This window comes from Allosphingosinicella deserti (assembly GCF_003012735.1).
Lineage (GTDB): Bacteria > Pseudomonadota > Alphaproteobacteria > Sphingomonadales > Sphingomonadaceae > Allosphingosinicella > Allosphingosinicella deserti.
On sequence record NZ_PXYI01000002.1, the window covers coordinates 492,476 to 515,403 of the forward strand.

General features: G+C 66.6%; 18 protein-coding genes. 13 read left to right on the plus strand and 5 right to left on the minus strand.

All coding sequences use genetic code 11. The features are described 5' to 3' along the window. The first annotated feature begins 99 nt into the window (after positions 1–99). The 6 genes from C7I55_RS06610 to cysI all read left to right on the plus strand — a co-directional run bounded on the left by C7I55_RS06610 (position 100) and on the right by cysI (position 8,665). A complete protein-coding gene (locus tag C7I55_RS06610) occupies positions 100–939 on the plus strand; it encodes a phosphoadenylyl-sulfate reductase (RefSeq protein ID WP_106512464.1) in 840 nt (279 codons plus the stop codon). Continuing rightward, on the plus strand, positions 939–2,336 hold the full coding sequence (gene cysG / locus C7I55_RS06615; RefSeq protein ID WP_158266313.1) for a siroheme synthase CysG: 1,398 nt from the start codon (positions 939–941) through the stop codon (positions 2,334–2,336). Before C7I55_RS06610 ends, cysG begins: the two co-directional genes overlap by 1 nt. Continuing rightward, positions 2,333–3,259 carry a sulfate adenylyltransferase subunit CysD gene (gene cysD / locus C7I55_RS06620; RefSeq protein WP_106512093.1) on the plus strand — a complete coding sequence of 309 codons (927 nt, stop codon included), beginning with the start codon at positions 2,333–2,335 and terminating at the stop codon, positions 3,257–3,259. The genes cysG and cysD overlap by 4 nt, the downstream gene beginning before the upstream one ends. Before the next feature lie 139 nt (positions 3,260–3,398). Further along, a complete protein-coding gene (gene cysN, locus C7I55_RS06625; protein WP_106512094.1) occupies positions 3,399–5,069 on the plus strand; it encodes a sulfate adenylyltransferase subunit CysN in 1,671 nt (556 codons plus the stop codon). Between the two features lie 40 nt (positions 5,070–5,109). Next, complete coding sequence (locus C7I55_RS06630; protein ID WP_106512095.1) at positions 5,110–6,936, plus strand: assimilatory sulfite reductase (NADPH) flavoprotein subunit; 1,827 nt, start codon at positions 5,110–5,112, stop codon at positions 6,934–6,936. A 16-nt stretch (positions 6,937–6,952) separates the two neighbouring features. Continuing rightward, complete coding sequence (gene cysI, locus C7I55_RS06635) at positions 6,953–8,665, plus strand: assimilatory sulfite reductase (NADPH) hemoprotein subunit (protein ID WP_106512096.1); 1,713 nt, start codon at positions 6,953–6,955, stop codon at positions 8,663–8,665. A gap of 54 nt (positions 8,666–8,719) precedes the next feature. Here cysI and C7I55_RS06640 read toward each other — a convergent pair whose 3' ends face one another. Then, complete coding sequence (locus C7I55_RS06640; protein WP_106512097.1) at positions 8,720–9,151, minus strand: BLUF domain-containing protein; 432 nt, start codon at positions 9,149–9,151, stop codon at positions 8,720–8,722. 219 nt (positions 9,152–9,370) lie between these two features. Between C7I55_RS06640 and C7I55_RS06645 the strand changes: the two genes are divergently transcribed. The 3 genes from C7I55_RS06645 (at position 9,371) to C7I55_RS06655 (ending at position 11,421) form a co-directional block, all read left to right on the plus strand. Beyond that, a complete protein-coding gene (locus C7I55_RS06645; RefSeq protein WP_233222083.1) occupies positions 9,371–10,018 on the plus strand; it encodes a response regulator transcription factor in 648 nt (215 codons plus the stop codon). A 152-nt stretch (positions 10,019–10,170) separates the two neighbouring features. Continuing rightward, positions 10,171–10,557, plus strand: coding sequence for a response regulator transcription factor (locus tag C7I55_RS06650; protein ID WP_106512099.1), 387 nt, complete (start codon positions 10,171–10,173; stop codon positions 10,555–10,557). A gap of 228 nt (positions 10,558–10,785) precedes the next feature. Further along, the gene (locus tag C7I55_RS06655; protein ID WP_106512100.1) at positions 10,786–11,421 is read left to right on the plus strand and encodes a response regulator transcription factor; all 636 of its coding nucleotides are present in this window, start codon (positions 10,786–10,788) and stop codon (positions 11,419–11,421) included. 49 nt (positions 11,422–11,470) lie between these two features. On the opposite strand, the gene C7I55_RS06660 is transcribed toward C7I55_RS06655, so the two are convergent. The 3 genes from C7I55_RS06660 to C7I55_RS06670 form a co-directional block, all read right to left on the minus strand. Next, complete coding sequence (locus C7I55_RS06660; RefSeq protein ID WP_106512101.1) at positions 11,471–14,053, minus strand: sensor domain-containing protein; 2,583 nt, start codon at positions 14,051–14,053, stop codon at positions 11,471–11,473. Positions 14,054–14,116: 63 nt separating this feature from the next. Beyond that, positions 14,117–14,332: a hypothetical protein gene (locus tag C7I55_RS06665; RefSeq protein WP_106512102.1), complete on the minus strand. Its 216-nt coding sequence runs from the start codon at positions 14,330–14,332 to the stop codon at positions 14,117–14,119. Between the two features lie 172 nt (positions 14,333–14,504). After that, complete coding sequence (locus C7I55_RS06670; protein ID WP_106512103.1) at positions 14,505–15,614, minus strand: sensor histidine kinase; 1,110 nt, start codon at positions 15,612–15,614, stop codon at positions 14,505–14,507. 234 nt (positions 15,615–15,848) lie between these two features. On the opposite strand from C7I55_RS06670, the gene ftsZ (C7I55_RS06675) reads away from it, so the two are divergent. The 4 genes from ftsZ (C7I55_RS06675) (at position 15,849) to C7I55_RS06690 (ending at position 21,807) form a co-directional block, all read left to right on the plus strand. Next, positions 15,849–17,333, plus strand: coding sequence for a cell division protein FtsZ (gene ftsZ, locus C7I55_RS06675; protein ID WP_106512104.1), 1,485 nt, complete (start codon positions 15,849–15,851; stop codon positions 17,331–17,333). Positions 17,334–17,380: 47 nt separating this feature from the next. Beyond that, positions 17,381–18,778 carry a cell division protein FtsZ gene (ftsZ, locus tag C7I55_RS06680; protein ID WP_106512105.1) on the plus strand — a complete coding sequence of 466 codons (1,398 nt, stop codon included), beginning with the start codon at positions 17,381–17,383 and terminating at the stop codon, positions 18,776–18,778. A 123-nt stretch (positions 18,779–18,901) separates the two neighbouring features. Further along, positions 18,902–21,190: a PAS domain-containing sensor histidine kinase gene (locus tag C7I55_RS06685; protein ID WP_106512106.1), complete on the plus strand. Its 2,289-nt coding sequence runs from the start codon at positions 18,902–18,904 to the stop codon at positions 21,188–21,190. Next, positions 21,187–21,807 carry a response regulator transcription factor gene (locus C7I55_RS06690; protein WP_106512107.1) on the plus strand — a complete coding sequence of 207 codons (621 nt, stop codon included), beginning with the start codon at positions 21,187–21,189 and terminating at the stop codon, positions 21,805–21,807. The genes C7I55_RS06685 and C7I55_RS06690 overlap by 4 nt, the downstream gene beginning before the upstream one ends. Before the next feature lie 85 nt (positions 21,808–21,892). On the opposite strand, the gene C7I55_RS06695 is transcribed toward C7I55_RS06690, so the two are convergent. Beyond that, positions 21,893–22,864, minus strand: a complete 972-nt coding sequence (locus tag C7I55_RS06695; RefSeq protein WP_106512108.1) for a GGDEF domain-containing protein — start codon at positions 22,862–22,864, stop codon at positions 21,893–21,895. Between the last annotated feature and the right edge of the window lie 64 nt (positions 22,865–22,928).

Here is a 22,928-nt window from a genome sequence, read left to right on the forward strand (position 1 = left end):
TTCCTAGATGCGCGTCGGCCGCGGAGGCTCCGGTTTCCGTGGTCGGCGTCGCTTGGAAGATTCTTCTAAGGTACCCCGCACGGGGCCCAGGTGAGCATCATGGTCGAAGCACAAGGTCCGTTCGACGATCGCCGCGAGACGCTCGACGCGATCGATCCGGTGCTTGCGGACGTGGCGCAGCCTGCGCTGATCGCCCGCATCGGCGGCGAGACCATCCCCGATCGCCTGCGTGCCGCCTGCGCCGCCATCGACGGCCGCCTCGTCTTCACCACCAGCTTCGGCATCGAAGACCAGCTGATCGCGCACCACATCTTCACCGAGAAGCTGCCGGTCGAAATCGTCACCCTCGACACCGGCCGGCTGTTCCCGTCGACCTACCAGCTCTGGCAGGAAACCGAGGAGCGCTACGGCGTCCGCATCAAGTCCTTCCATCCGGATGCCAATTCCGTCGCGGCGATGGTCGCCGACGCCGGGATCAACGGCTTCTATCATTCCAAGGACGCGCGCATTTCCTGCTGCACCGTCCGCAAGGTCGAGCCGCTCGGACGCGCATTGTCGGGCGCCGCGGCCTGGGTGACCGGCCTCCGCGCCGATCAGTCCGGCCAGCGTGCGGCGGTCGATCTCGCCGCCTGGGATCGCGAGCGCGGCCTGATCAAGCTCGCGCCGCTGTTCGACTGGACCCGCGACCGCGTCGCCGCCGAATGCACATCGCTCGGCATTCCGGTCAACGCGCTCCACGCCAAGGGCTTCCTGTCGATCGGCTGCGAGCCCTGCACTCGCGCGCTACAGCCGGGCGAGCCGGAACGCGCCGGGCGCTGGTGGTGGGAAAGCGACGAGGCCCGGGAGTGCGGCCTCCATGTCGGCGCCGACGGCCGCCTGGTGCGGAGCAAGGCCGCCGCCGCTGCGCCTGCCGAGGCCGTCGTGTCAGGGGCCGCATGATGAGCGACGAACGCACCCCGATCGAGACTCCGGCCCGGATCGCACCGCTGCCGAACCTGCCGGTCTTCCACAAATTGACCGGCCGCAAGGTCGTCGTGGTCGGCGCCTCCGAGGGCGCGGCGTGGAAGGTCGAGCTGCTCCAGGCAGCCGGGGCCGACGTCGTCCAGCTCACCGACACCTGGGTGCCCGGCGATCTCCAGGGCGCGGCGCTCGCCATCGCCGACATGCCCGATCGCAAGGAGGCGCTGCGTTTCGTCACCGCCGCCCGCGCCGCCGGAGCGCCGGTCAACATCATCGATCAGACCGATCTGTGCGATTTCACCTTCGGCACGATCGTCAACCGCGCACCGGTCGTGCTCGCCATCTCCACCGATGGCGCCGCGCCGATGTTGGGACAGTCGATCCGTTCGCGGATCGAGAGCGTGCTGCCGCTCGGCCTGTCCGCCTGGGCAAAGGCGGCGGCGGAATGGCGGCCGTTGCTCAAGGCGCGCATCCCGGACTTCGGCGCCCGCCGCGGCTTCTGGCAGCGTTTCACCGACGCCGCCTGGCGCGGCGTCGATCGCACGCCGTCGGCCGAAGATTTCGAGGCTTTGGTCGCCGACACGCCCGCGGCGCGGGTGGGCAGCGTCACCTTGGTCGGCGCCGGCCCCGGCGACCCCGAATTGCTGACCCTCAAGGCGGTGCGCGCGCTCCAGAACGCCACCGTGATTCTCTATGACCAGCTGGTCACGCCGGAAGTGCTCGAGCTCGCCCGCCGCGAGGCGAAGCGGCTCGCGGTGGGCAAGACCGGCCACGGCCCGTCCTGCAGCCAGAGCGAGATCAATCGCACGATCGTCGAGCTCGCGCTCGCCGGCGAGACGGTGGTGCGGCTGAAGGGCGGCGATCCGCTGATCTTCGGCCGCGCGACCGAAGAGATCGATGCCTGCAAGGCCGCAGGCGTGCCGGTGTCGATCGTGCCGGGAATCTCGGCCGCGCAGGGCGCCGCCGCCTCGCTCGGCATTTCGCTGACCGAGCGCAACACGGCACGCCGCATCCAGTTCGTCACCGGCCACGGCGCCGACGGCAAGCTCCCGGCAGACATCGATTGGGGCGCGATGGCCGATCGCAAGGCGACCACCGTTCTCTACATGCCGCGCAAGACACTCGGCGAGTTCGTCCGCAAGGCGCTCGCCAAGGGCCTCGATCCCGCGACGCCCGCGGTCGCCGTCGCCAACGCCAGCCGCGCCGACGAGGCCCGCGTCGGCGGCACGATCGCCACGATCGATGATCTTGCCCAGGCGCTCACCCCCGGCGCGCCCGTCACCGTCTTGATCGGCTGGGTCGCCCGCGACCTTGCCGAAATCCCCAGTCCGTTGTCCGCGGAGCTGATCGCCTTTCCGAGAGCCATCGCATCATGAATGCTCCCGCCACCTTCAAGACCCGCACGCTGACCCATCTCGAGCAGCTCGAAGCCGAGAGCATCGAGATCATGCGCGAAGTCGTCGCCGAAACCGAGAAGCCGGTGATGCTCTACTCGGTCGGCAAGGACAGCGCGGTGATGCTCCATCTCGCGCGCAAGGCCTTCTACCCGGCGCCGCCGCCTTTCCCGCTGCTCCATGTCGATACGACCTGGAAGTTCCGGGACATGTACGCGCTGCGCGACCGCGTTGCCGAGGAAAGCGGCATGGAGCTGCTCGTCTACCGGAATCCGGAGGCGGAGCGGCAGGGCATCAACCCGTTCGATCACGGCGCGCTCCACACCGACATGTGGAAGACGGAGGGGCTGAAGCAGGCGCTCGATCTCTACGGCTTCGACGCCGCCTTCGGCGGCGCCCGCCGCGACGAGGAGAAGAGCCGCGCCAAGGAACGCATCTTCTCCTTCCGCTCGGCAAGCCACCGCTGGGATCCGAAGAACCAGCGGCCGGAATTGTGGAGCCTCTACAATGCGCGCAAGGCGCCGAAGGAGACGATCCGGGTCTTCCCGATCTCCAACTGGACCGAGCTCGACATCTGGCAATATATCTATGCCGAGAACATCCCGATCGTGCCGCTTTATCTCGCCGCGCCGCGACCGACGGTGGAGCGCGACGGCCTCATCCTGATGGTCGACGACGATCGCTTTCCGCTGCGCGAGGGCGAGGTGTCGGTCGAGCGCTCGGTACGCTTCCGGACGCTCGGTTGCTATCCGCTGACCGGCGCGGTCGAGAGCGAAGCCTCGACGCTGGCCGAAGTGATCCAGGAAATGCTCGTCGCGACCACCTCCGAGCGGCAGGGGCGCGCGATCGACAAGGACGGCGGCGGCGCCAGCATGGAGCGCAAGAAGCAGGAAGGGTATTTTTGACATGATTCCTGTTCGCCAATCCTCCCCCTTGGGGGAGGGGGACCGCGCGAAGCGCGGTGGAGGGGCTGGCACTGCGCCGGGAGTCCCTGCCAACCCCTCCGCCGCCGGCGGTCCCCCTGCTCGTACCGGGGAGGAATAGATGGCCACCGCCCACAAGCTGAACGACGCAGCCGAAGCGGCGCGCGCCGAGATCGAATCCTATCTGGAAGCGACCAGCCGCAAGTCGCTGCTCCGCTTCATCACCTGCGGCTCGGTCGACGACGGCAAGTCGACCCTGATCGGCCGGCTGCTCTACGATTCCAAGATGCTGTTCGAGGACCAGCTCGATGCGCTGGCCAGCGACAGCAAGCGCTCGGGCACGCAGGGCGAGAAGCTCGATCTCGCCTTGCTCGTCGACGGCCTCGCCGCCGAGCGCGAGCAGGGCATCACGATCGACGTCGCCTATCGCTTCTTCACCACCGACAAGCGCAAGTTCATCGTCGCCGACACGCCCGGCCACGAACAATATACGCGCAACATGGTGACGGGGGCCTCGACCGCCGATCTCGCCGTGATCCTGATCGACGCCCGCAAGGGCGTGCTGACCCAGACGCGGCGGCACAGCTTCCTGGTCCACCTGCTCGGCATCCGCAACATCGTGCTTGCGGTGAACAAGATGGATCTGGTCGGCTTCGATCAGGGGCGGTTCGATGCGATCGTCGCCGATTATGCCGCCTTCGCCCGCGAGGTCGGCCTCCAAAGCTTCACCGCCATTCCGGTGTCGGGCCTCGATGGCGACAACGTCACCAGCCGCTCGGACGCGATGCCCTGGTATGACGGCCCGGCCTTGCTCGAGCATCTCGAAACGGTGCCGGTCGAGGCTGCCTCCTACGCCGAAGAGCCGTTCCGGATGGCCGTCCAGTGGGTCAATCGACCGAACCAGAATTTCCGCGGTTATGCCGGTCGAATTGCCTCGGGCCGCGTCCGGGTCGGAGACGCGATCTCCGTGCTTCCGGCCGGGCGCGCCTCGCATGTTGCGCGGATCGTCACCTTCGACGGCGATCTCGACGAGGCGGTTGCGGGCCAGTCGGTGACTTTGACCCTTGCCGACGAGGTCGATTGCTCCCGCGGCGACATCATCGCGTCGGCGGCCGCCGAGCCGGAGCCGGTGTCGCGGCTCCAAGCGACCCTCGTCTGGATGTCGGACGAGGCGATGGTTCCGCACCGCTCCTACTGGCTCAAGATCGGCAGCCAGACCGTCACGGCCGCGATCGGCGGCATGGGTCCGATCGTCGACGTCAACACGATGGAGCAGCGCCGCGGCCTCACCCTCGCGCTCAACGATATCGGCCAGGTCGACATCGATCTCGATCGCCGCATCCCCGCCGTCCGCTACGCTGACAATCGGCGGCTCGGCGGCTTCATCCTAATCGACAAGGTCACCCATGCGACCGTGGCGGCCGGCCTCGTCCAAGCCTTCCCGAAGAGCGTGCTCAAGGCCAGCGACGCCGAGGATGAAAAGGGATCGATCCAGTGGATCGCCGGGTCCGGACGGCGGGCGCATGCCGCGCGGGCGGCGGAGCGCCTGGCGGCGCTCGGCCGTCCCGCCTTCGTGCTCGACGAGGCGGCGATCGCCGATCTTGCCAGCGACCTCGGCGAAGAGGCACAGGCGGAGCGGATTCGCCGCGCCCGCGAAGTCGCCAAGCTGATGGCGCGGGCCGGCGTGCACGTGCTGGTGACGCTCGAGGCTTCGGACGAACAGGCGCAGCCGGGCCGGCGGATCGACGCCGGCAGCAACGACGACGAAGGAGCGGACGAATGGGTGATCTGACCCGCGCCGCAGCGAAACACGAACGGGGACGACACGCGCGATGACTGCCTTCAACTCCTTCGCCGAGGGGGCGCTCACCCTCGAACAATGGCAGCATGTCGAGGCGCTCGCACGGACGCTGACGCCGGCGCAGGCGCGCTGGATCAGCGGCTATTTCGCCGGCCTCGACGCCGGCCTGCTGCGCGGCGGCGCCCCCGCAGCGGACATCGCTGCGCCGGCGGCGGCGCAGGGCCGCACCCTCACCATTCTCTACGGCACCGAGACCGGCAACAGCCGCGACCTCGCCAAGGCGCTTGCGGCGGCGGCGGCCGAACGGGGCCTGTCGCCCCAGATCGCCGACATGTCCGATTACAAGACTCGGCTGCTCAAGGACGAGCAGGATCTGCTGGTCATCGTCAGCACCTATGGCGAAGGCGACCCCCCGCAGCCGGCGGTCGGCTTCTTCGAATTCCTCGAAGGCAAGCGCGCGCCGAAGCTGGAGAAGGTTCGCTTCTCCGTGCTCGCGCTCGGCGATTCGACCTACGAGAAATATTGCGAGGCCGGCAAGCGGATCGATGCGCGGCTCGAGGAACTCGGCGCCACCCGCATCGGCGGCCGCGTGGATTGCGACATCGACTATGACGATCCCGCCGCGGCGTGGAGCAAGGCGGTGGTCGACCGCCTCGCCGCCGATCTCGCGCAATCGGCAACGGCCCTGCCGGGCATTGCCGTCCCTTCCGCGATCCCGACCGGCGCCGGCACGCCCGCCTACGACAAGAAGAAGCCGTTCGGCGCGACCGTGATCGAGAATATCGCGATCGTCGGCCGGTATTCGTCGAAGGAAACCCGCCACATCGAGCTGGATCTCGCCGGCTCTGGTCTCACCTACGAGCCCGGCGACGCGCTCGGCATCGCCGCCGTCAACGATGCCGCCGTCGTGGGTCAGCTGCTGGAAGCAACCGGCCTCTCTGCGGACGCCGAGATCACCGTCAAGGGCGAGACCATCGCGCTTGCCGAGGCGCTCGAGAACAGGTTCGAAGTGGCGATCGCGTCGCCGCGTTTCCTCGATCAATGGGCCAAACTGACCGGTGCCGCCGAGCTCGAGGCATTGCGCGGGGAGGAGCGCGCCGCCGAGCGCCTGCTGTACCTGCGCAACCATCATGTCGTCGACATCGTCCGCAAATTCCCGTTGCCGGGAGTCGATGCCGACAGCCTGCTCGCCGGCCTGCGTCCGCTTCAGCCGCGCCTCTATTCGATCGCCTCGAGTCTCGCCGCGGCCCCGGACGAAGCGCATCTCACGGTCGCACCGGTGCGGTACACCTTGCATGGCGAGCCCCGCTCCGGCGTCGCGTCCAGCCAGCTCGCCGACCGGATCGAGATCGGCGACACCGTCCCGGTCTACATCCAGCACAATCCGCATTTCGGGCTGCCCAAGACCGACGCCCCGATCATCATGATTGGGGCCGGCACCGGCGTCGCGCCCTATCGCGGCTTCCTGCAGGAATGGGAGGCGACCGGCACGGAAGGGCGATCCTGGCTGTTCTTCGGCGAGCGCAATTTCCGTTCGGATTTCCTCTACCAGACCGAGTGGCAGCAATGGCTGAAGGAGGGCGTGCTCACCCGCATGGACGTCGCCTTCTCGCGCGATCGCGGCCAGCCCAAGACCTATGTCCAGCACCGCATGCTGCAGCAGGCGAAGGATCTCTACGCCTGGCTGGAGGAGGGCGCCCATGTCTATGTCTGCGGCGACGAGAAGAGCATGGCGCGCGACGTGCACGAAACTTTGATCCAGATCGTGTCCGAGCAGGGCCGCGTCGATCGCGACACCGCCGAAGACTATGTCCGCCGCCTGGCGAGCGACCATCGCTACCAGCGCGACGTCTACTGATTTTCAGGAAGAGACCATGACCACCGACACCCATGACGTCGATCGCAGCACCGATCTGTCGCAGCCGCTCGATCGCCTTGGCCCCGACGAGACGCTGAAATACAACAGCGACTATCTCCGCGGCTCGATCGACCAGGGCCTGCTCGATCGGATCACCGGCGGGGTCAAGTTCGAAGACAACAAGCTGATGAAGTTCCACGGAATCTATCAGCAGGACGACCGCGACATCCGCGACGAGCGCCGCCGCCAGAAGCTCGAGCCGGCTTATACCTTCATGGTCCGGGTCCGGCTTCCGGCCGGTGTCTGCACGCCCGAGCAATGGCTCAAGATCGATGCACTCGCCCGCGCCCATGGCGGCGATCAGATCCGCCTGACCACCCGCCAGACCTTCCAGTTCCACTGGGTGGTGAAGGAAGATCTGCGGCCGACGATCCAGGGCCTGCACGAAGTGTTGCTCGATACGATCGCTGCCTGCGGAGACGACGCGCGCACCGTGATGGCGACCGCGAACCCGGAGGATTCGGCGGTGCATGCCGAAGTGGCGGTGCTTTCGAAGCAGCTCAGCGACCATGTCATTCCGCGCACCCGCGCCTATCACGAAATCTGGTATGGCGAGCAGAAGGTCGCGACCTCCGAGGAGCAGGAGCCGCTCTACGGCAAGACCTATTTGCCGCGTAAGTTCAAGATCGGCTTCGTCGTCCCGCCGTCCAACGATATCGACGTCTATTCGCAGGATCTGGGCTTCATCGCCGTGTCGGGCGCGAACGGCCTCGAAGGCTTCAACGTCACGATCGGCGGCGGCATGGGCCGCACCGACAACGAGCCGCGCACCTATCCGCGGCTTGGCGACGTGATCGGCTTCATCGCCAAGGACCGGCTGCTTGCCGCGGCCGACGCGATCATCTCGGTCCAGCGCGATTTCGGCAACCGCAAGGAACGCGCCCGCGCCCGTTTCAAATACACGGTCGACGACAAGGGCGTCGAATGGGTGAAGGCCGAGATCGAGCGCCGGATGGGCGCGCCGTTCGAACCGACCCGGCCGTTCGAATTCACCTCCAACGGCGATGTCTATGGCTGGCAGCGCACCGACAACGGCCGCTTCAACTATACCTTGTTCATCGAGAACGGCCGGATCATCGACCGACCTGGCAAGCCGCTGCTGGAGGCGATCCGCGCGATCGCCCACATCCATCGCGGCAAGTTCCGCCTCACGCCGAATCAGAATCTGATCGTCGCCGACGTGGAGGCGGGAGATCGTGCCGGCATCGACGCGATCCTCGCCGAACATGGTCTCGCGGAGAATGGACGGACGAGCGCGCTCCGGCTGAATTCGATGGCGTGCGTGGCGATGCCGACCTGCCCGCTGGCGATGGCGGAAGCGGAGCGCTACCTCCCGGATCTGATCGGCAGGCTCGAGACTTTGCTCGCCGCTCACGGTCTCGCCGATGAGCCAATCACGATGCGCATGACCGGCTGCCCGAACGGCTGTGCCCGTCCCTATGTGGCCGAGATCGCGTTCACCGGCCGTGCGCCGGGCAAGTACAATCTCTACATTGGCGGCGGTTTCCACGGCGAGCGCCTCAACCGCTTGTACCGCGAGAATATCGGCGAGCCGGCCATTCTCGAGATTCTCGGTGAGATGCTCGGCCGTTACGCGCGGGAGCGCGCGGCCGGCGAGCATTTCGGGGATTTCGTGATGCGATCGGGTTATTTCGCCGAGCCGGCGTAGGGGCTGCAGCTGTCCACGCTTCGGGTCGGGCGATCGTCCGACCCGGGAGCCCCTCTACCGTTTCGAGGCGAGGGTGAGTTCCTGGATCAGATAGAGAAGCTGCGGCGCGAGCACGGAGCGCGCCGGTGCCTGCGCGTCTTCGTCGAGCAGCGGCGCGATATGCCGGTCGACGTAAAAGGAATTGCCGCAATAAGCGAGGCTCATCGTCCAGCCTTCGAATTGACGGTGGGGCGTGATCCGGTCCAGCACCAGGGTGACGCGGCGATGCCGGGTATCGCGGCCGATGCTGTCCATCACGGCCGCCACACCCTCGGGCGGTCCTTCCAGAACCTGGGCGAAATGGCCGCGCGCGGCGATCAGCGCGCCGGTCACGCCCAGGGTCGCGTTGCGCTCCCGCGAGACATCGAGGATGTTCTGCAGCCGCCCCGCCTCCTCGGGGAGCCGCAACAGACTCTCGCTGACGTAGAGAAGCGTCTTCAGGCTCATGCGGCGCTTTGATCCGGAAGGGGCAACGGGGCCAGGCGAGGCTCCGACCACTTGTATCCACAACGGAATAAATGGTTAATCAAGAATTTCAAGGGGCTGCGCGCGTCGTTTGGAGGAGCCGAACGCTCCGTGCGGGTGACTCAGGATTAGTACAGTATCGTTCTCCAACGGCCGGCGGGTTATAGGATGAGTCCTGATTTGCGCGGGGAGTCCACAATCTTGCAGCCGGTTGTCCATATCATCGACGATGATCCTTCCGTCCGCGCCTCGACGAGCTATCTCCTGCGCAGCCACGGCTTCGCCACCCAGATTTACTCGGGCGGCGAGGAATTCTTCGTCGAAGCCAGGCTCGGCATGGGCTGCATCCTGCTCGATCTGCGCATGCCGGACATGGACGGGTTCGCAGTTCAGGCCGAGCTCCTCCGCCGCGGCGTCGATCTGCCGCTGATCATCATGAGCGGCCACGGCGACGTCCGCTCCGCCGTCAAGGCGGTGAAGCTCGGTGCGTTCGAATTCCTGGAGAAGCCGTTTCAGGAGAACCTGCTCGTGGCGACGATCGAACAGGCGATCGCGATCTCGTTGCGCGATCAGAACCGCCGCGCTCAGCGCAGCGAGGCCACCGCACGGCTGGCGCGGCTTTCCAAGCGCGAGACCCAGATCCTGCGTGGCCTGCTCGCGGGCATGACCAACAAGGAAATCGCGCGCCGTTTCGAGATCAGCCCGCGGACCGTGGAAATGCATCGCGCCAACATGATGCGCGACATGAACTGCGACGCGTTGTCCGACGTCATCCGTCTGGCGATCGAGGCCGAGCTCGAACCGCTCGAGCGTGCCGGCGAGGCCGATGCCCACGAGCTCGCCGCCTGATTTTCGGACGCGCGACAGGAGGCGAACGGTCGCCTGACGCTTGAGCGAGCCGATTTTCTCACGAATTCAGCGATAAAGCCTCGTTATCGACGCTGCAGCACTTGCGGAGTGGAGGGCGTGGGCTATGCTCCTCCCACTAGGAAGGGGGCTTCATGGTACCGGCGACGGTCTACCTGGTCGAAGACGACGATGCCGTGCGGGCGTCCCTCTGCGCATTGCTCCAGCTTGCCGATATCGATGTCGCCGAATTTGCATCCGGCGGCGCCTTCGTGGCGGCACTCGGCAGGCTTTCGCCCGGCTGCGTCGTCCTCGACATGCGCATGCCCGGGATGGACGGTATCGCCGTTCTGCAGCACATGGCGGACCAGGGCGTGGATTGGCCCGTGCTGGTGATGACCGGCCATCCGGATCCGGGCATCGCCGCGGCCGTACTGAAGCGCGGCGCGATCGAGTTTCTGGAAAAGCCCTGCCGCGAAGAGGAGTTGTTCGCTGCCCTGACGCGCGGCTTCGAGGTTCTCGGCCAGGAGGTTTCCCTCTGACCTGCGGTTCTCGTCCGCTTCGGAGCAAATTGGGCGCGCACGCGGTTCGCGGCCGCGGCAAAGGCACCGCGGTGATGACGGCGATCGTGCACGGGGGGCAGCCTGCGGCGGATCGTTATCGCACAGACAGGATGAAGCCGCTTCAGCCGGAGCGCAGCGTCGGGTATCTCGGTGCCTGGCGTTCGCGCGTCCGGAGCGGAGATCGAGCCGCAGCAACGGGGGCCACCGATGGACGATCAGTATCCGATTTACATCGTCGATGACGATGCGCAGATCCGGACATCGCTCGGCGTATTGCTGGACGTCAATCGCTTGCCCTGCCGCGGCTTCCAGAGTGGCGATGCCTTCCTCGCCGCTCTGGCCGAACTGGAGCCGGGCTGCATTCTCCTGGACATCCGGATGCCGGGCTCCGACGGGCTGGCCGTTCTCTCCGAACTTCACGAACGCCAATATCGCTGGCCCGTGATCGTGATGACCGGCCATGCCGAAGTGGCGATGGCGGTCACGGCGATGAAGCTCGGGGCGATCGAGTTCCTCGAGAAGCCGTTCCGCGAAACCGACCTTCTCGATGCGCTGTCGCGCGCGGCGACGGCGCTCCGCGAGGTGCAGGAAGATGAGGCAAGCCGCGGCGAAGCGCTGACCCTGGTCCGCAGCCTCACGCCGCGAGAGCTGCAGATGCTTCAGGCCCTGCTCAATGGATCGTCGAACAAGCAGATTGCCGACGAACTGGGAATCAGCATCCGCACGGTCGAGATGCACCGGGCGAGCGTGATGCGGAAGCTCGACGCCAAGTCGCTCGCCGATGCCGTGCTGCTCGCGGCAACCGCAGGCATGCGGCGCGTCGCGGTCGACGGTCGGAGCTGAGCGGGCGCTCGGCAAACCGCGCTGCGACGATCACTCCCCTCGCGTGCGATCACGCCGCATGGGGATCGGCGCGCGGCGCGCTTTGGCAGGATGCGGCGGCCCTCTGGATTGCGGCGGCATCGGGCCAGCGCTCGATCAGCTGCTTTGCCAGGGCGGCCGGCATCGGACGACCGAAATGGTGGCCCTGGCCGATGGTGCAGCCCTGGGCGGTCAGACACAGCGCCTGTCGCTCGGTCTCGATGCCTTCCGCCACGGTCTTGAGGCCAAGGCTCCGTCCGAGTGTGATCAACGCGCTGACGATCGCGGCGTCTTCCGGATCCTCCTCGATGTCGCGGATGAAACTGCGGTCGATTTTGATGATGTCGACCGGGAAACGCTTGAGGTGGGACAGCGAAGCATAGCCGGTGCCGAAATCGTCCAGTGCGATCTTCACGCCCTCGGAGGAGAGCAGGTTCAATGCACGGTCGACCAGTTCCGAACCGCGGCCGAGGAACACGGTCTCGGTGACCTCGAGCTCCAGCCGCGACGGGGGCACGTCGCCTGCGCGGAGCAGCGCCAGCACCCGCTCGGCGAAATTGTCCCGCCGGAACTCGGCCGCGGAGGCGTTCACGGCGACGTGGCCGAATTCCAGCCCCGCTTGCAGCCAATGGCGCATGTCGGCGATCGTCCGCTCGAACATGCGGTCGCTGATGCTGGTTGCGAGCTCATTGTCCTCGAACGCCGCCGCGACGCTGCCGGGAAGCTGCAGGCCCAGCCGGGGATGGCGCCAGCGCAGCAGCGCTTCGAACCCGATCAGCCTGCCCGATGCCAGCTCGACCTGAGGCTGGTAGAACGGCTCGATCAGATTCGTGGTTAGGGCGTTGCGGGCGAGGCTGAGCATTGATGCCCGCTGCTGGATCACGGCGCGCATCTCCGGCCTGAACAGGGTCACCCGGCCGCGGCCCGCCCCTTTCGAGACGTAGAGCGCGATGTCGGCATGCTTGAGCAACTCCTCGGCGTCGCAATCTCCCTGCGAGCAGGTGGTCGCGCCGACGCTTGCGCGGATGTCGACCAGCTGGCTGTTCACGCGAAGCGGGGCGCCGAGCGCCGCGAGGATCGCTTCGGCGATCTCCACCGCTTCGTCGTCCGATCCGAGCTGCGAAAGCACGATCGCGAATTCGTCTCCACCGAGCCGCGCGACGGTGTCGCCAGGGCGTACGACGGCCTCGATCCGCTGGGCGGAGAGCCGCAGCAACTGATCGCCGGAATCGTGGCCGAGCGTGTCGTTGACGAGCTTGAAATCATCGAGGTCGATCAGCAGTAATCCGGATCGGCTGCCTCCCGCGAGGCTGTCGGCGACGGCGCTTTGCAGTTTTTCCTGGAACAGCACGCGATTGGCGAGGCCGGTCAGCGGATCGTGGCGCGCGGCCCATTCGACATGATCCTGAGCGGCCTTGCGCTCGGTGACGTCGCGGAACGCGACGATGGTCCTGCTTCCGGTGCCGCTCTCGCTCGCAAGCGCCCGGATGTCGATCGTCAGCCAGCGCAAGGCACCGGTGTCGGCCCGGCGGATGCGGAAGGTCATCTCCGCGTGAACTTCATCCTCGCTCTGCATCGAGGCGACGACCGTGTCGCGATCCTCCGGGTGGACGAGATCGAGGAAGGCCGCCGCATCGGCCGGACTTTCGGGGTCGAGCCCGAGCATGGCGCGGAGCTCTGCGGACCAGCGCCGCACCTCCGTCTGATGATCGAAATCCCAGATGCCGAGCCCGGTCGCGCGCACTGCGAGGCGGTACAGCTCCTGCATGTTGAGAAGGGCGCTTTCCGCCTTCTTCTGGTCGTCGATGTCGTCGAGCGTTCCATACCAGCGCAGGATCGATCCGTCGGGGGCACGCCGGGCCCCGGCCCGCGCCCGCACCCAGCGATACTCCCTGTTGCGGCGGAGCAGCCGATATTCGGTGTCGAGCGGCTCGCCGGTGCGCAGGGCGTGCTGCCAGCCTGCAATCGTGTCGGCGCGATCGTCCGGGTGGACGAGCGAGATCCAGCCACTGCCGAGCGTCTGCTCCGATGTCCGGTCGATCGCATCGAAACCTTGTGCGCTGATCTCGATGACCTGACCCGACGGATCGGCCGCCCAGGGGATCTGCGGGCTCAGCTCCAACGTGTAGCGATAATGTTCTTCACTTTCCCGAAGCGCCTCCTCGATCTCCTTGCGCTCGGTGATGTCTTGGCAGATCCCGCGCAGCGCTTGCACCTGCCCGGCGGCATCGACGATCGGCCGGGTTTCGGCCCAGCAGTAGCGGATCTGGCCATCGGCCCGGATCACCCGGAATTCGGCGGCGGAATGCGTCTGGCCGGTGATGCACCCAAGCAGCCGATCGTGCATCGCCGATCGGTCGTCGGGATGGATGCAGGCCATCGAGGATTCGAGGGTCGGCGTGAACTCCGCGCGATCGCGCCCGGCGATGCGGAAGATCTCGTCGGACCAGGTGAAATCCTCCGTGCCGACGCGCCAGCGCCAGATTCCGAGCTTGGCGATGCGCTGGGCGGCCGACAGATCGTCCGCGAGACTCTCGACATCGGCGGCAAGCGCCTCCAGCTTCTCGGGGGTCAGGCGGCGGTGGACGAAGGTCTCGTCTGGTTCTTGAAACAAAGGGCCGATCCTGAACGGAACGAAAAAAAGGGTAGCCCTGCGGGTTGCCGCCGGGCCGATCGATCAGAAAGCGTTCCCGTCGTGGGCGGCATCCGCCAGCGTCGGCTGGAGGGCGAGCGCCGTCTTTCCGCAGACGCGCGGGACCGGAGCGGGCCGGACGTTGCGCACCTCGGCAGCGGCGGCCTGCATGTCGGTGTCGAAGCGGCCGACCAGAGGCGTAAGACCAATCGCTTCGTTGCCGAGGACGTCGAAGTTCCTGGTATGTCGAGGGAGCTGCATGGTTTCACCTCTGAACTGCACGTGCCCGTGCCTGCGAACGCGACGGCTGGTTCGACAGGCCGACCGTCGCCTTGACTTCTTAGAGGCGCAAACTGCCTAATACGGCATTTCTGCTAATCTTTTCTGCGGCTTAGTAAAATCTCGGTAGGGGAAACACGGGGGTCGACGCCAATCAGTCCTTCGCCGCCGGGATCGCGATCGAGAAGCAGGCACCACCCTCGGGCGGATCCTCTGCCCACAGGCGGCCGTGCTGCGCTTCGACGATCATCCGCGATACGGACAGGCCGATCCCCATATTCTCGTGCTTGCCCGATCCGATCGGCGTGAACAGCGATTCCCGTGTTGCCGGTGCGAGCCCGGGGCCGCTGTCGCGGACATCGATCCTCACTTCCTCGCCGGTGCGATAGGCGGCGATGGAAAGGAGCTTACGCTCGCATCCCTGCATCGCTTCGACGGCGTTGCGGATCAGGTTTATCAGCACTTGCTGCAGCTGGAGCCGATCGACCTGGACGAACAGGTCCGCGTCGCAGCGGATCGCCCGGCGCACCTCGCGGCCTTCGTGGCCGATCAGCGCGATGTTCGCGGCCTCGCCGATCGCCTCGCCGATGTCGAAGCGTTCACGGACCGACTTTGCCTTCACCGTCATGTTGCGAAGTCGCCGGACGATCTGGCCGGCGCGGGTCGTGTTCTGCCGCGCCGAGGCAACCAGATCCTTCAGCTTCTCGATGTCGGGCGTGCCCGATTTCAGCGCCATCTCGCAGGCCGCCAGGTAATTCGAGACGGCGGCGAGCGGCTGGTTGAGTTCGTGTGCGACCGTCGAGGCCATGGCGCCCATCGCGCTCACGCGCGACATATGGATGAGCTCGGCCTGGAGCTCGACGATCTTCTGCTCGTCCGCCTTGCGTGCGCTGATGTCGCGGATGAAACCGAGGAAGAGGATTTCCTGGAAGCGGCCGGTGAGCATCACCGCCAATTCGACCGGTATCTCGCAACCATCCTTCTTGAGGGCGACCGTTTCGATCTGTCGGCCGAGGATGCCGACTTCGCCGGCACGGAGAAATCGGTCCAGCCCTGATTTGTGCGCCGCGCGCAGCCGCTCGGGAATGATCAGTCCGCCTAGCTCCTGGCCAATCGCTTCGGCGGCGCTCCAGCCGAACATCCGCTGGGCGATCTGATTCCAGGCGGCGATGGTTCCGTCGGAGCGCATGACGACCACCGCGTCGAGAGCGGTATCGAGCACTGCGGCAAGCAGCTGGCCTCCGGTCTCGGACGAGGTGGGCATTGCTGCGGACTACACCGCTGCGCCGCCCAATGCACCACCCGTATAACTACAGCGTTGGAACAGGAATCACCCGGATCGCCGCTGGTGCGGCCAAGCTCCGGGCGATCCGTAGAATCACCTTAGGTACGTTTCCGCAATAGGTTAACCGCTATGGAAAGAAGTAGTTAACGTTTCACTAACGAAGCTGGAGTCGGCGAGCGTTTGCCGAGCCCGTGTTTGGGGTGGAATTGCAAGATGTCGGAACAAGTATACACTTACGGTACTGGAATTCTGCCGCGTATTTGCGTCGTTGGAGTCGGTGGTGCAGGCGGTAATGCCGTCGCCAACATGATGCGAGGCGGGGTAAACGGCGTCGACTTCATCGTCGCCAATACAGATGCGCAGGCTCTCAACGCTTCCCCCGTCCAGCAGAGCATTCAACTGGGCCGCAAAGTTACGGAAGGCCTCGGCGCGGGAGCCGATGCGCAGACCGGACGATTGGCAGCGCTCGAATCGATCGACGCGATCGAAGCCGCAATCGATGGCGCGCACATGTGCTTCATCGCCGCCGGCATGGGCGGCGGTACCGGCACGGGCGCCGCGCCGGTCATCGCCGCTGCGGCGCGCGCCAAGGGCATCCTCACCGTCGGCGTGGTGACCACGCCGTTCGGCTTCGAAGGCCGCAGGCGTCTCGCGTCCGCGACCCGCGGCATCGAGGAGCTGAAGGCGGAAGTCGATACCCTGATCGTCATCCCCAATCAGAATCTGTTCCGGGTCATCTCGCCGGCGACCACCTTCCGCGAGGCGTTCCGCCTTGCCGACGAGGTGCTCGAACAGGGTGTGCGCAGCATCAGCGATCTGATTGTCATGCCCGGACTGATCAACCTTGATTTCGCCGACGTGCGAACCGTCATGCTCGCGACCGGCAAGGCGATGCTCGGCACCGGCGAGGCCTGCGGCGAGAATCGCGCCACCGATGCAGCCCACCGGGCAATCCAGAATCCGCTGCTCGACGGCGCGATCAAGGGTGCGCGGGGGCTGATCATCTCGATCACCGGCGGCGAAGACATGCGCCTGATGGAAATCGACGAGGCTGCGATGCGGATCAGGGATGAGGTCGATCCGGAGGCGAACATCATCTGGGGCTCGGCAGTCGATCCGCTGCTGGAGGGCCGCATTCGCGTGTCGATCCTGGCGACCGGCATCGATGCGGATGTCGCGGTGCCGGTTCGCCGGCCGGAGCTGGCGGCGGTAGGGACTACCAAGGCGCCCCCCCAGTCGCCGACCGCTTTCGTGGCCGAGCCTGCAACCGTCGACGATGCCCCGCTCGTTGCGGCCGCCGTGCCGATCCCCGCTCGAGCGGAGCCCGAGCCGGATGCGCCGGTTTTCGTTCGCGCGGAGAGCCCAGCCGCCGCACCGCTGCCCGAGTACGGCGACTATGAAGTGCAGATCTCCGCGCCTTGGGAAGATGGCTATGCGGCCACCGACACGATCGTGCTGACTGCGCCGGGGCAGGAGTCGCTCGCATTGGCGTCGGCAACCCTTGCCCAGCAGTCGCTGCTCCTCGCGGAACCGGCACCGGCGGCGCCGGAATTTCACCGATATCAGCCGCCTGCGCGAACTCGGCCGGTGACCCGGATCGACGCCACGCGCCCGCTGCCGGAGCGCGGACCGAGCCTCCTCCAGCGTTTGTCGATGCTGGCCCGCGGCGATGCCGACCGACGCGGCAAGCGCCACTGAGCGCAGCCGCTCGCCTCCCTCCAATCTTCCGTCCAAGGACAAGAGACATGGTGCTCAACAAGCTGTTCAAGACTTCGACCCGTGACGAGGCACCGCCGGAACCGGTGGCGATGGCCGAGCTTCGGCCGCGCATCTGCGTTGTCGGGGTCGGCGGCGCCGGCTGCAATGCGGTGCGCCACATGATCCGCAACGGCCTCGAGCGTGTCGAGTTCGTGGCTGCCGATACCGACGTCCAGACGCTCGACGCCTCGCCGGCACCGACCCGCATCCTGCTTCGCGAGAAGGTCAGCGGCCGGATCGCCCCGGATCCCCGCCGGCAGTCGCCCGCCGATCGGGAGCTCGACGAGGATATCGCCGGCGCGCTGCGTGGCGCCCAGATGTGCTTCATCGCAGCCGGCATGGGCGGAGGCACCGGCACCGGCGCTGCGATCCGCATCGCCTGCTGGGCGCGCCGCAACAACATCCTTACCGTCGCCGCAGTGACCAAGCCGTTCCGTTTCGAGGGCAGCCGTCGTTATCTCGCCGCAGAGCGCGGGATCGAGGAACTGCGCCGCGCGGTCGATACGCTGATCGTCATCCCGAATCAGAATTTGCTCCATACCGCAGCGCCCGATGCGACCGTCACCGCCGCGTTCGAAGCCGCGGACGGCGTCCTCGAGCAAGGTGTGCGCTCGATCACCGACCTCATCGTCAATCCCGGCATCGTCAATCTCGATTTCAACGACGTTCGCGGCATCATGGAAGGCATGGGCAAGGCGGTCCTCGGTACCGGCGAGGGCGAAGGCGCCGATCGTGCGGTCAAGGCCGCGCAGGCAGCCGTCGCCAATCCGCTGCTCGACGGTGCGCTCGACGGCGCCAACCATCTGATCATCTCGATCGTCGGGGGGGACGACATGCGGCTGGTCGAAATCGATGAGGCGGCCCGCTACATCACCAGCCGGGTCCATCCGGAGGCCCAGATCATCTGGGGGTCGTCGCAGGATATGACGATGGACGGCCGTATCCGTGTGTCCGTCATCGCGACCGGCCTCGACGCTGCGGCCGGCAAGGCGCTGCGGCCCCGCCGCACGTCATCCTGTCGCTTTCGCAAGCATCAGGCGCAGCCGAGCGCGATCTACAATCAGGGCTTTTACTTCAGCACCTGCCGGAATTGCGGCGAGGACATGATCCGCACCGGCAGCGAATGGCAGGTGGTGCCGAAGGGTTTGCGCGTGGTGTGGCCGGGAAGTGCCCCCGCGTCGCGCCCGGCTCCGGCGGAAAAGCCGGCCCGTCGCCTCGCCGGCAAGCGGCTGAGCCTGCGGCTTTCGCCATTCTCGCTTGCTGCCGCCGGGCTCCGCTGCCTGATCTGGCGCGGTGGCGATGCCATGCGGGTCATGCGTGCCCGCTGGACGTCGCGCGGCCGCCGCCGCGGTTTGTTGCTTCTTCCGGGAGCCGCCTCGCAATGAGATCGTTTGCAACCGGATCGAGGCTCATCAGGATTTTACGGTACATCCCGTAGGTTGTTCGAATCGCAAGTGTCGGCCACAGCGCGTGCGGTGGGCGGCACTTCTGCCGGTGGGGATGCGGCAATGGAGAATGAGGCGCAAGACAATGCGGCGATGGCGCTCTGCGCCATTGGCGGAGCGTGCGCGCTTCTGGTGCTTGCCGGCTGGGCAATCGACGTGGTCGGGCTGGCCGGGTTCGGCAGCCCTTACCCGACCCAGCCGCTGACCGCCGTCGGATTTCTTTCGCTTTCCTTCGCGATGCTGGCATGCCTTCGCGGCAGCCATCGCGCTGCCGTGGCCTTCCTCGTCCTGCCGATTGTCATCGGCCTGTCGACCCTGCTTCAGGACATAACCGGCCTGACCTTCGGCATCGATGCCTGGCTCTTTCCGGATCGCATCGGCCGCGCCGCCTTGGCCACACCCGGTCGGCCGACATTTGCCGTCGGCATGACCTTGCTGCTGCTGTCGGCAGGCTTGCTTCTGGCGATGCGCCCCAGTCTGCGGGCTGGGCAATGGGCAGCCGGCCTCGCAATGGCCGGTTTCGGCACCATCGCAGTTGCCGGCGCTGCGATGCCCCTGTCCGGCCCGATCACCGATCCGATGCTCCGCTACGTTGCGGCGCCGCTGCCCGCGTTGATCTGCGGAGCGGTGCTCGCCGTGGCGCTCCTCGGCTGGCGCGGCCCGGTGTGGGAGGGGCTGCTTTCCGGCCTTGGGATTGACCGGACGATCCTGCAGGTCGTGCTGCCGTTGCTGGTGGTCACGCCGGTGGCCACCGAATGGGTCGAGGAAAGGGCCAAGGCCGCAGGGATCGATCCGTCGGTTTCCGGGGCGCTGGAAACGGCGCTCAACATCGGCGCCATGGCGGCGCTGCTGATCTGGGTCACGAGCCGGGCTGCCCGCGAGCAGCGCGCCCGGCGCGCCCTGACCAGAGCGCTCGATTCCGCGCCGATCGCGCTGACCGACACGTCCGGCGCCGTGATCCACTGGTCGATGGGCTGCGAGCAGCTTTATGGCTGGAGCCGGCAGGAAGCGCGCGGACGCCAGAAGCATGAACTGCTGGGATCCCGCGGGGCAGATGGCGGTGTCGACTGGGATTCGGGCGCCGACGGCTGGGAGGAGGAACTCGTCGAGCGTCGGCGCGACGGCTCGACCTTGAACGTGCTGGAACGCGCCCGCCGATTGGAGCCTCGGCATGGCGGCGAGCCCATCTATGTGCTGTCGATGACCGACATCAGCGCCCGCACCAAGGCGGAGGCGGCGCTTCGCGCCAGCGAAGCGCGGCTGATGCTGGCAATGGAGGCGAGCGACATCGGAATCATCGAATGGGACGCGGTCAGCGGCCAGTTCACCCAGTCGATCGGGAGCGGCCGTGCGCTCGGCGTCGAACAGGGTACGATGTCCGATCTCGGATCCTGGCGCGATCATGTCGATCCGGCGGACCGGGCCCATGTCTACGGGACGATCAACGCGGCGGTGGCCAGGCAGGCGCCCCGGATCCGCTTTCGCTACCGGTTCGTCAGACCCGACGGTACGCGCAGGAGTCTGGAAACGAGCGCGGCCTGCTTCTACGATGCCGACGGCAAGCTGACGCGGATGATTTCGCTGTACATCGACGTCACGGAACGGGAGGAGTGGCAGAGCCGCCTCGCGCAGCTGCAGGAAGAGGTGATGCACGTCTCCCGGCTCAGCGCGATGGGCGAAATGGCCTCCGGCCTCGCCCATGAGCTCAATCAGCCGCTGACCGCAGTGGTCAATTTCCTCGGCACCGCCAAGGTGCTGCGCAGCGCCGGCGACGACAGCAAGATCGACGATCTTCTTGCCGGGGCCAGTCAGCAGGCCTTGCGCGCCGGCCAGATCATTCGGCGTCTGCGCACCTTCGTGTCACGCGGCACCGTACAGGAGGAGTGGACTTCGGTCGGTGAGCTGATCGGCGATTCCGTGGCCTTGGCCCTGGCGAGCAGGGGGCGGAACGACGTCGATCTGCGGGTCGAGACCGAGGATCCGGATCTGCGCGTGTTTGCCGACCGCGTCCAGATCCAGCAGGTGCTGGTCAACCTGCTTCGCAATGCCGCCGAGGCGATGGGGGAAATCCCGCAGGAGCAGCGCCGCATCACCGTCTCTGCGCAACCCGACGGGGATTCCGAGCGTCTGGTCATCACCGTACGCGATACCGGCCCCGGATTGAGCCCTGAGATGCTCGACAGGCTTTTCACGCCGTTCGTCTCGGGTAAGGAAGGTGGCATGGGCGTCGGCCTCTCGATCTGCAAGCGGATCGTGGAGGCCCATGGCGGAACGCTGACGGCCGGGAACAACGAGGATGGCGGCGCGACCTTCCGGTTCACGCTGCGGACAAGACCAGGAGACCAGGAATGACCACGCGTACCATCTATGTCGTTGACGACGATGACGATGTCCGTCTCTCTCTCCAGTCTCTCCTTTCTGTCCTCCCGAACACCCTCGTCTGGGGATTCCGCTCAGGCGATGCCTTTCTCGAGCGCGCCGAAGAGCTCGGGCCCGGCGTGATCCTGCTCGATTACCACATGCCGGGATCGACGGGGCTCGACGTGCTGAAGGCGATCCAGCCTTACGGTCCCAAGTTCGTCGCCGTGATCCTGACCGGCCACGGCGAAGTCAGCCTGGCGGTGGAAGCGATGAAATCCGGCGCGCTCGATTTCCTCGAAAAGCCCTACGAGCATGATGCGCTCATCGAGGTGCTGAACAGCGCCTGTGGCCAGCTCGAGGAAAGCAGCGAACAGACGGCCAGGGTCAACGCCGCCAAGGCCAAGATCGAGAAGCTCTCCGCACGCGAGGTGCAGGTGATGCATGGGCTGATCGCCGGGCGATCGAACAAGGTGATCGCCTACGATCTGGACCTCAGCCCCCGCACGATCGAAATCTATCGTGCGAACCTGATGGACAAGCTCGAAGTGACCAACCTCTCCGACATCCTGCGGATCGCGTTCACCGCCGGCCTGGTGCCGAGCGCCTGATCGGCACGCGACGGCGCTCGGCCTTGCGCGCGCTCTGAACCAAAGACGAGGAGCCTGATCGGGCCAGCCGACCCGCCCGGCCCGATCATGCCCTGACGGTCGCGGGCGGGCGGATGCCGGTGTCCACCTCTACGCAGTTCCGCCCACTGGCCTTGGCCTTGTAGAGAAGACGGTCGGCACGGCGCATCAATGCGTGCTCGCTTTCACCGGGGCGTGCCGTGGCGACTCCCGCCGAGAAGGTGATCTGCCCGATCGGGGTGCCGGTCTCCCGATCCTTGAACGGGCTTGCGGCGACCGTCTCGCGGGACGCATTGACCAGCCTCGACGTGATTGCGGAATTGCTCGCCGCGAACAGGACAGCGAATTCCTCGCCGCCATAGCGCGCCACCATCGCAGCTCCGCAGGTGGCCTTCAGCACCTGCGCGACCAGCTTCAGCACACGATCGCCGACATCGTGACCATGGGTGTCGTTGATCGCCTTGAACCGATCGATGTCGCAAAGCGCCACGCTGATCGGGACCCCGGCTTCGCTCAGCGCCGCGTAGCGATCCTCGAACGCCCGGCGGTTCGAAAGTCCGGTCAGTGCATCGGTCCGTGCTTCCGATTGGGCGTCGAGCAGCTTCTGGCGAAGCGCGTTCGCTTCCTCTGTCGCCTGCTCCAGTCGTGCTTCGGCAAGGCGGCTGCGCTCGATCATGGTTTCGGTAAGCCCGACGAGGGCCGCGATCGAGGCCGGGCCAGCGCCGGCGGCGAGCTGCTCGGCCCCGAACTGCAGATCGCCCTGGTAATCCCGAACCTCCTCGCGAGTCGAGGCGGCGACGCTTGCAAAGGCTTCGACCTGACGCCGCGCTGCATGCAGAAGATCCTGCGCGGCATCGCGCCGGGCCGCCGGTGGTGCGGCCTGGCTGGTCGGCGCGCCGGGCACAGCCCTGGCGCTCGCCAGTTCGGCATAGACCGCGGCAAAATTCTCCGGGCTTGGCTCAAGCCCGCGCGCGAACAGGGTCTCGCCGATGGCGGCGAAAAGCCGGCGCTTCTCTACCTGTTGGTCCGTGCCGATCATGCCCGCTCCGGCGCACCTTCTCGAAGAATCATGTCGCGCAGCCCTAGACCCTAAGGCTTACCGA